Source organism: Phenylobacterium sp., assembly GCF_028290885.1.
GTDB lineage: Bacteria > Pseudomonadota > Alphaproteobacteria > Caulobacterales > Caulobacteraceae > Phenylobacterium.
Window position 1 is genome coordinate 1 of the sequence record NZ_JAQGIZ010000133.1, and the last position, 5,390, is coordinate 5,390.

At 67.9% G+C, this 5,390-nt stretch carries 8 protein-coding genes; 5 read left to right on the forward strand and 3 right to left on the reverse strand.

Annotated features, from left to right (window positions below):
- Positions 1-170: 170 nt before the first annotated feature.
- Together fabG and fabD are read right to left on the reverse strand one after the other, a co-directional pair.
- Positions 171-911, reverse strand: a complete 741-nt coding sequence (gene fabG, locus JWP28_RS08945; protein WP_299542191.1) for a 3-oxoacyl-[acyl-carrier-protein] reductase — start codon at positions 909-911, stop codon at positions 171-173.
- Between the two features lie 9 nt (positions 912-920).
- On the reverse strand, positions 921-1,865 hold the full coding sequence (gene fabD / locus JWP28_RS08950; RefSeq protein ID WP_299542193.1) for an ACP S-malonyltransferase: 945 nt from the start codon (positions 1,863-1,865) through the stop codon (positions 921-923).
- A 97-nt stretch (positions 1,866-1,962) separates the two neighbouring features.
- Between fabD and JWP28_RS08955 the strand changes: the two genes are divergently transcribed.
- Entirely contained in the window at positions 1,963-3,042 is a 1,080-nt protein-coding gene (locus JWP28_RS08955; protein ID WP_299542195.1) for a zinc-binding dehydrogenase, read from the forward strand.
- 108 nt (positions 3,043-3,150) lie between these two features.
- A complete protein-coding gene (locus JWP28_RS08960) occupies positions 3,151-3,687 on the forward strand; it encodes a peroxiredoxin (protein WP_299542197.1) in 537 nt (178 codons plus the stop codon).
- Positions 3,688-3,709: 22 nt separating this feature from the next.
- On the opposite strand, the gene JWP28_RS08965 is transcribed toward JWP28_RS08960, so the two are convergent.
- Positions 3,710-4,237, reverse strand: a complete 528-nt coding sequence (locus JWP28_RS08965; RefSeq protein WP_299542199.1) for a DUF2059 domain-containing protein — start codon at positions 4,235-4,237, stop codon at positions 3,710-3,712.
- Positions 4,238-4,472: 235 nt separating this feature from the next.
- Here JWP28_RS08965 and rpsF point away from each other — a divergent pair, with 235 nt between their 5' ends.
- The 3 genes from rpsF to rplI form a co-directional block, all read left to right on the forward strand.
- Positions 4,473-4,847, forward strand: coding sequence for a 30S ribosomal protein S6 (gene rpsF, locus JWP28_RS08970; RefSeq protein WP_299542201.1), 375 nt, complete (start codon positions 4,473-4,475; stop codon positions 4,845-4,847).
- Positions 4,847-5,125 carry a 30S ribosomal protein S18 gene (gene rpsR / locus JWP28_RS08975; RefSeq protein WP_299542203.1) on the forward strand — a complete coding sequence of 93 codons (279 nt, stop codon included), beginning with the start codon at positions 4,847-4,849 and terminating at the stop codon, positions 5,123-5,125. Before rpsF ends, rpsR begins: the two co-directional genes overlap by 1 nt.
- Before the next feature lie 15 nt (positions 5,126-5,140).
- The coding region (gene rplI / locus JWP28_RS08980) for a 50S ribosomal protein L9 (RefSeq protein WP_299542205.1) at positions 5,141-5,390 on the forward strand (250 nt) is incomplete at its 3' end.

The following is a 5,390-nucleotide window of genomic DNA, read 5'->3' on the forward strand; positions in this document are numbered from 1 at the left end:
TGTTCGATGACGATCTTACGGACGCGTTCTAGGACGTCGGACATTAGGTAGGTCCCTCAAGGCTTAGTCAGGCTTTTGCATCGGCGACGCGGACGGTGAAGTCAACTGCCGCCGGGGTGATCGATGGGTTCGGGCCGCCGGGTAGCATGTTCCTCTCGGAGTGGCGAGCGTCAGATCATCGCCATGCCGCCGTTCACGTGCAGCGTCTGGCCGGTGACGTAGGCGGCCTCCTGACTCGCGAGATAGACGCAGGCTGCGGCGACGTCGCCGCCCGCGCCCAGGCGTCCGGCAGGGATGGTCGAGAGGATGTGGCTCTTCTGCTGCTCGCTCAGGGCGTCGGTCATCGGGCTTTCGATGAAACCCGGCGCCACGCAGTTGACGGTGATCCCGCGGGTCGCGACTTCCTGGGCCAGCGCCTTGGAGAAACCGATCATCCCGGCCTTGGAGGCGGCGTAGTTGGCCTGGCCGGGATTGCCCATCACGCCGACGATCGAGGTGATTCCGATGATCCGGCCCGAGCGCCGCCGCATCATGCCCTTGATGGCCGCTCGGGACAGCCGGAAATAGCTCTCCAGGTTGACCTTGAGGACCGTGTCCCAGTCGTCGTCCTTCATCCGCAGCAGCAGGCCGTCCTTGGTGATGCCGGCGTTGGCCACCAGGATGTCGAGCGGCTGACCCGCGGCGGCTTCGGCGGCGTCCACCAGCCCGTCCACCGCGTCCGGATCGGAGAGGTTGGCCGGGACGGCGTAGGTGGGCCCGCCCAGCGTCAGGGCCAAGTCCTGCAGCACCGCCTCGCGGGTGCCGGACAGCACCACATGCGCGCCCTGGGCGTGCAGGGCGCGTGCGATCTCGGCGCCGATGCCGCCGGTGGCCCCGGTGACGAGGGCGGTCTTGCCGGTGAGGTCGAACATGCGGGCTCTCTATAAGGACTTGGCGAAGGCTTCGAGGTCGGCGGGGGTGTTCAGCGGCGTCGCCTCGGCGTCCGGCGCGATCCGCTTGGCCATGCCCGACAGCACTTTGCCGGCCCCGGCCTCCGCGAAGCGGGTCACCCCGCCCTGCTCCACCAGCCACAGGATGCTCTCGCGCCAGCGGACACGGCCCGTCACCTGCTCCACCAGCAGCCGGCGGATCTCCTCCGGGTCGTGAGTCGGCCGGGCGGTGACGTTGGCGACCAGAGGCGCCCGCGGCGCGAGGATCGTGGCTTCGGCGAGCGCCCGGGCCATCTCGTCGGCCGCCGGCTGCATCAGCGGGCAGTGGAAGGGCGCGGAGACGTTCAGCGGAATGGCGCGGGCGCCCAGCGCCTTGGCCTTCTCGATGGCGGCGTCGACCGCAGCCTTCTCGCCGGAGATCACCACATTGCCCTGGTTGTTGTCGTTGGCGACCACGCAGACGCCGATCTTGGCGCCCTCGGCCGCGGCCTCCTCGGCCAGGGCCACGTCGGTCTTCGGCCCGATCAGCGAGGCCATGGCCCCTGCCCCCACCGGCACGGCGCGCTGCATGGCCTGGCCGCGCAGCTTCAGCAGCCGGGCGGTGTCGGCGACGCTGATCGCGCCGGCGGCGGCCAGTGCGGAGTATTCCCCCAGGCTGTGGCCGGCGACGAAGGCCGCCTTGTCGACGCCGATGCCGAATTCCTTCTCCAGGGTGCGCATCACCGCCAGGCTGACGGCCATCAGCGCCGGCTGGGCGTTCTCGGTCAGCGTCAGCTGATCCTCCGGCCCGTCGCGCATCAGCCGCGACAGGTTCTGGCCCAGCGCCTCGTCGATCTCCTGGAACACCTCTCGGGCTGGCGCGAACGCCTCGGCCAGGTCGGAGCCCATGCCCACGGCCTGGCTGCCCTGGCCGGGGAAAAGGAAGGCGAGGCTCATCGGTTGGCTCCGGGCTCTATGGATTCAGCGGCGCGAGGGTTACGGAATAAGGCAACGCGCGGCAAGTTGGCATCGGGGGCGCGAACGGGAGAGACCCATGCGGGCGGTGGTTCGGCGCAACAAGCAACTGGTCTGCGACGAGATCGGTGAACTGGAGCCCGCCGAGGGTCAGGTGCTGGTCAGGACGCTGGCCTGCGGCATCTGCGGCTCGGACCTGCACGCCCTGCACCACATGGAGCATATGATCGACCTCGCCCGCCGCGCCGGCGGGGCCGACAACGGGTTCGACCCTTCCGCGGACACCGTGTTCGGGCACGAATTCTGCGCCGAGATCCTGGACCACGGCCCGGGTTCGTCGAAGGCCCTGAAGGCCGGCACGCGGGTGGTCAGCGTGCCGGCGACCCTGACCGCCGGCGGCGTCGAGCTGCTGGGCTTCTCCAACCGCCTGCCGGGCGGTTTTGCGGAGCGCATGCTGCTGAGCGAGGCCCTGGTGCTCGAGGTCCCCAACGGCCTTCCCACGGACCAGGCGGCGCTCACCGAGCCGTTCGCCGTGGGCTTCCACGCCGTGGCCAAGGCGAGGATGGACGCTGACTCCGTGGCCCTGGTGGTCGGCTGCGGCCCGGTGGGCCTGGCGGTGATCGCCGCGCTGAAGGCCGAGGGCCATGGCCCCGTCATCGCCGCGGACTTCTCCCCGCGCCGCCGCGCCGCCGCCGAGCGCCTGGGCGCCGACATCGTCATAGATCCTGCCCGGGAGTCGCCGCACGACCGTTGGGAGGGGCTGGGCGTGCCCAAGGCCCGGGCCGCCCAGCAGATGATGCGCATGATGGGCCGAAGCTTCGGCCGCCCCGTGGTCTTCGAGTGCGTCGGCGCGCCCGGCGTCCTGCAGGGCCTCATCGAGGCCGCGCCCGCCGGCGCCCAGATCATCGTGGCCGGTGTCTGCATGGAGACTGACCGCATCGAGCCCTCCATCGCCATCACCAAGGAAATCGAGCTGACCTTCGTCTTCGGCTACACGCCCGAGGAGTTCGCCGGAACCTTGCGCAACATCTCCGAGGGCGTGATCGACGTCTCGGGCCTGGTCACCGCCAAGGTCGGATTGGACGGCGTCGCCGACGCCTTCGTGGCGCTCGCAGATCCCGAGGCGCAGGTGAAGATCCTGGTCGAACCGGGCCTTTGAAAACTTGACGATGTAAACAAGGAGCCGCGTTTCAGCGCTGCGAAGACAACCGGCGCCTTCGGGTGTAGAGCGGCCTTCGAGTCCTCAAGAATTCAGGGAAGAACGGTCATGAAACGTCTTGCTATGCTCGCGGCTCTGGGTGTCGCCGCCCTCGCCACATCGGCGTCCGCCGAACTGAAGGCCGGGGCCAAGGCGCCCGACTTCACCGCGCCGGCCTACCTCGCCGGCCAGCCCTTCACCTACAAACTCGCCGACGCCCTGAAGAAGGGCCCGGTGGTGGTCTACTTCTTCCCCGCCGCCCACACCAAGGGCTGCAACATCGAGGCCCACCTGTTCTCCGAGGCCATCGACCAGTTCAAGGCCGAGCACGCCACGGTGATCGGCGTGACCGCCGGCAACACCGACCAGCTGGCCGACTTCTCGAAGGAGACGGAGCACTGTGGCGGCAAGTTCCCGGTCGCCTCCGATCCCGGCGCCAAGATCGCCAAGGAATATGACGCCGTCCTGACGGCGAAGCCCGACTGGTCGAGCCGCACCTCCTATGTGATCGCCAAGAACGGCCAGGTCGCCGACGTCTATTCGGCGATGGACCCCTCCGAGCACGTCAGCAAGACGCTGGCCGCGGTGAAGGCGCTGAAGAAGTAAGAAACGCTGCGACGCCCGCCGGTCAGCCCTTGGGGGCTGTCGGCGCGGCGCGCTTGCTGCAGTCGATCCTCGAACAGACCCGCCGATTTATGTCGCCGGCGATCTCGGGCATCAGCTCGGTCATCATGGGTGTCATCTTCGACATCAGGACCGGCATCTTGGCCAACATCGCCCGCCCGCTCGGGCTGTCGTAGAAGTCGACCAGATCCTGCAGCTCCTTCTCGCTGAAGGTGGAGGCGTAGAGCGGGATCGACCGGTCGACCACCTTCTGCATGAGGCTGTCCATCGACTCCGCCACGGCGTCGTTGATCACCTTGGCGTCCTGCGGCGTCAGGTTTGGATTGTTCTTCCGCGACTGCGCGATGATCGTGGGGCCCATCTGGCGCAGCATATTGCCCATAAGCTGATCCATGTGCATCTCGGTGAAGAGCTTCCTCGCCAGCTCGACGCTATGGGGGTTCGGCGTGGTCGCCTCGGCGCCGAGGGCGGGCGTGCCGGCGAGGATGGCGGCGGCGGCAAGTCCCGCAACCGCGCGGCGAAGGTTCAGCATATGGTCTCCCCCCTTGGAGTTTGCCGGGCAGGCTGCGCGCCCGCCGCTCGGCTCGCAACCCTTGAAGCTTGCGCCCGAGCGGGTTTTCCCCTATCAGCCCGCCTCTTCACGGAGAGCGGTCTCTCGCGGAACGCCAATGGGCCGGGACCATCCCGGCCGCCGCGCCAGAGATCCATCGGGACCAGCGGACCTTCCGCCGCCGGCCGCGCCGCCCTCCTAATGGAAGAAGGAACCTATGGCGCTCTACGAGCACGTCGTCATCTCGCGGCAGGATATCTCGCCGCAACAGGCTGAAGCCCTCAACGATACAATGAAATCCCTGATCGAGGCCGGCGGCGGGACCGTCGCCAAGATCGAGTACTGGGGTCTTCGCAACCTGACCTACCGGATCAAGAAGAACCGCAAGGGTCACTACTCCCTGCTGGCCATCGACAGCCCCGCCGAGGCGGTGAAAGAGATGGAGCGCCAGCTCAGCATCAACGAAGACGTCCTGCGGTACCTCACCGTGCGCGTCGACGAACTGGAGCTGGAGCTCTCGCCGATCCTCGCCCGCCGCGATCGCGACCGCGAACGCCGCGACGACTTCCCGGCCAAGGAAGGAGCCTTCTGATGACCGACGAAACCACCATCGACGCCCCGGCCGCCGGCGGTGCAGCGGGCGGCCAACGCCGGCCGTTCTTCCGCCGCCGCAAGGTGTGCCCGTTCTCCGGCGCCAACGCGCCGAAGATCGACTACAAGGACGTCAAGCTCCTGCAACGCTACGTTTCCGAACGCGGCAAGATCGTCCCCTCGCGCATCACCGCCGTCTCGGCGAAGAAGCAACGTGAACTGGCCAAGGCCATCAAGCGCGCCCGCTTCCTCGCCCTGCTGCCCTATGTCGTGAAGTAAGGAAGGGCCGCACAGATGAAAGTCATTCTGCTCGAACGCGTCGAGCGCCTCGGCGCCCTTGGCGAAACGGTCACGGTGAAGGACGGCTTCGCCCGTAACTTCCTGCTGCCCCGCCACAAGGCCCTGCGCGCGACCGAAAACAACCTGAAGGTCTTCGAAGGCCAGCGCGCCGACATCGAAGAGCGCAACGTCAAGGCCAAGGAAGCCGCCGAAGAGGCGGGTTCCAAGCTGGACGGTTCGTCCTACATCCTGATCCGCCAGGCGG

What these genes read in the sequence shown, in the direction of transcription:
- fabG (WP_299542191.1), bottom strand. Translation starts at nt 911, where the DNA reads ATGTTCGACCTCACCGGCAAGACCGCCCTCGTCACCGGGGCCACCGGC.
- fabD (WP_299542193.1), bottom strand. Translation starts at nt 1,865, where the DNA reads ATGAGCCTCGCCTTCCTTTTCCCCGGCCAGGGCAGCCAGGCCGTGGGC.
- JWP28_RS08955 (WP_299542195.1), top strand. Translation starts at nt 1,963, where the DNA reads ATGCGGGCGGTGGTTCGGCGCAACAAGCAACTGGTCTGCGACGAGATC.
- JWP28_RS08960 (WP_299542197.1), top strand. Translation starts at nt 3,151, where the DNA reads ATGAAACGTCTTGCTATGCTCGCGGCTCTGGGTGTCGCCGCCCTCGCC.
- JWP28_RS08965 (WP_299542199.1), bottom strand. Translation starts at nt 4,237, where the DNA reads ATGCTGAACCTTCGCCGCGCGGTTGCGGGACTTGCCGCCGCCGCCATC.
- rpsF (WP_299542201.1), top strand. Translation starts at nt 4,473, where the DNA reads ATGGCGCTCTACGAGCACGTCGTCATCTCGCGGCAGGATATCTCGCCG.
- rpsR (WP_299542203.1), top strand. Translation starts at nt 4,847, where the DNA reads ATGACCGACGAAACCACCATCGACGCCCCGGCCGCCGGCGGTGCAGCG.